General features: G+C 38.7%; 2 protein-coding genes and 1 pseudogene. All 3 read left to right on the top strand.

Features of this window, described 5'->3' with window-relative positions; genetic code table 11:
* A pseudogene (locus tag EKM89_RS13900) lies at positions 1-107 on the top strand (IS30 family transposase); the annotation flags it as partial.
* 121 nt (positions 108-228) lie between these two features.
* Positions 229-444 carry a CsbD family protein gene (locus EKM89_RS13895; RefSeq protein ID WP_003680381.1) on the top strand — a complete coding sequence of 72 codons (216 nt, stop codon included), beginning with the start codon at positions 229-231 and terminating at the stop codon, positions 442-444.
* Positions 445-1,060: 616 nt separating this feature from the next.
* On the top strand, positions 1,061-1,206 hold a 146-nt coding region (locus EKM89_RS14410), incomplete at its 3' end, for a helix-turn-helix domain-containing protein (protein WP_143471920.1).

The following is a 1,206-nucleotide window of genomic DNA, read 5'->3' as shown; positions in this document are numbered from 1 at the left end:
ATTTAACGACGACGTTACTCCAAATTAACCAGCGACCGCTTAAAATACTCGACTGGCAAACACCGTATCAGGTTATGCTGACAAATTTGTCCAAAAATTCGGATTAAATTTGCAATCTACCTTATAAGTGTCATTCACACTATCTCTTGTAGGATCTCCTTATTAGACAAGCAAATTAAAATGTGGAATAATACTGTTGTAACAAATTACATTATGGGAGGTTATATTATGAGTCTAGATGACAAGATTGATAGCACCAAAGATAAGGTAAGTGGAAAAGCTAAAGAAGTTGAAGGCAAGGTTACGAACGACAAGGCCCGCGAAGCTGAAGGTAAGGGTCAAGGTATTCTAGGTAAGGCTAAAGATAAACTGTCAGATGCCAAAGATGCTGTTAAAGATACGGTTGATAACGTAAAGGAAAAGTTAGATAAAGACGATAAATAAATTATCATTTTTAAGAAGACCAAAATCTGGTCTTCTTTTATTTTTTCACGCTTGTTACCCTGTTTTTTCTCCACACTGTAATACGCGGCTTATGTGGTCGCTGCGGCTTTTTACGTTACCACCGTCCATCTTTAAGCTGATGTTCTAAGTCACCCAAGCAACGTGTCTCTGTGCGACTGACAAGGCCAAATCTGCTATTTACCATCTGGCCCATGCTGGCCACCTCCAAATTTTGGGCAAAATAAAAACGCCACGCTATTTAGCACGACGTCTATTATCCTTACACCATCTTATCGAGCCGAGCACCCGCCTGTGCCCACTCCGGAAACTCATACCCGTATTTACTATGAATTAATCATGATATCGCCACCTCCTGACCATATGCAAAAAAACAGTGATTAGCTGAACTTTTCGATAAATCTATTAAAAGTTTCCGTAGTCCCATTTTCAATTAGTACAACTAAAGCTTCATAGCTAATTTATCAAATTCTTGTATATCAATACCCGTTGCTCCAATTAAATCAAGAATAATCTCTGGATGTAAGCTGATTCCTGAGACAACTTTTAAGAGAGCGTATAATGAATAAATCGTCTCTCAAAAGGAAGAAATTTTTACATGCCAACTCGTTACGACAAAGAATTCAAACAAAACATCATCAACCTATATAAACAAGGCGAATCAGCTGCCCAACTGGCCAGAGAATATGGCATTGGCTATTCAACCGTTCATAAGTGGATCCAGGGCCAAGCCAAAACTCAATC

It is taken from the genome of Levilactobacillus fujinensis, from assembly GCF_003946335.1.
GTDB classification, from domain to species: Bacteria; Bacillota; Bacilli; order Lactobacillales; family Lactobacillaceae; genus Levilactobacillus; species Levilactobacillus fujinensis.
Note: the sequence above shows the minus strand (reverse complement) of the source record. Positions and strands in the feature narration are given on the sequence as shown.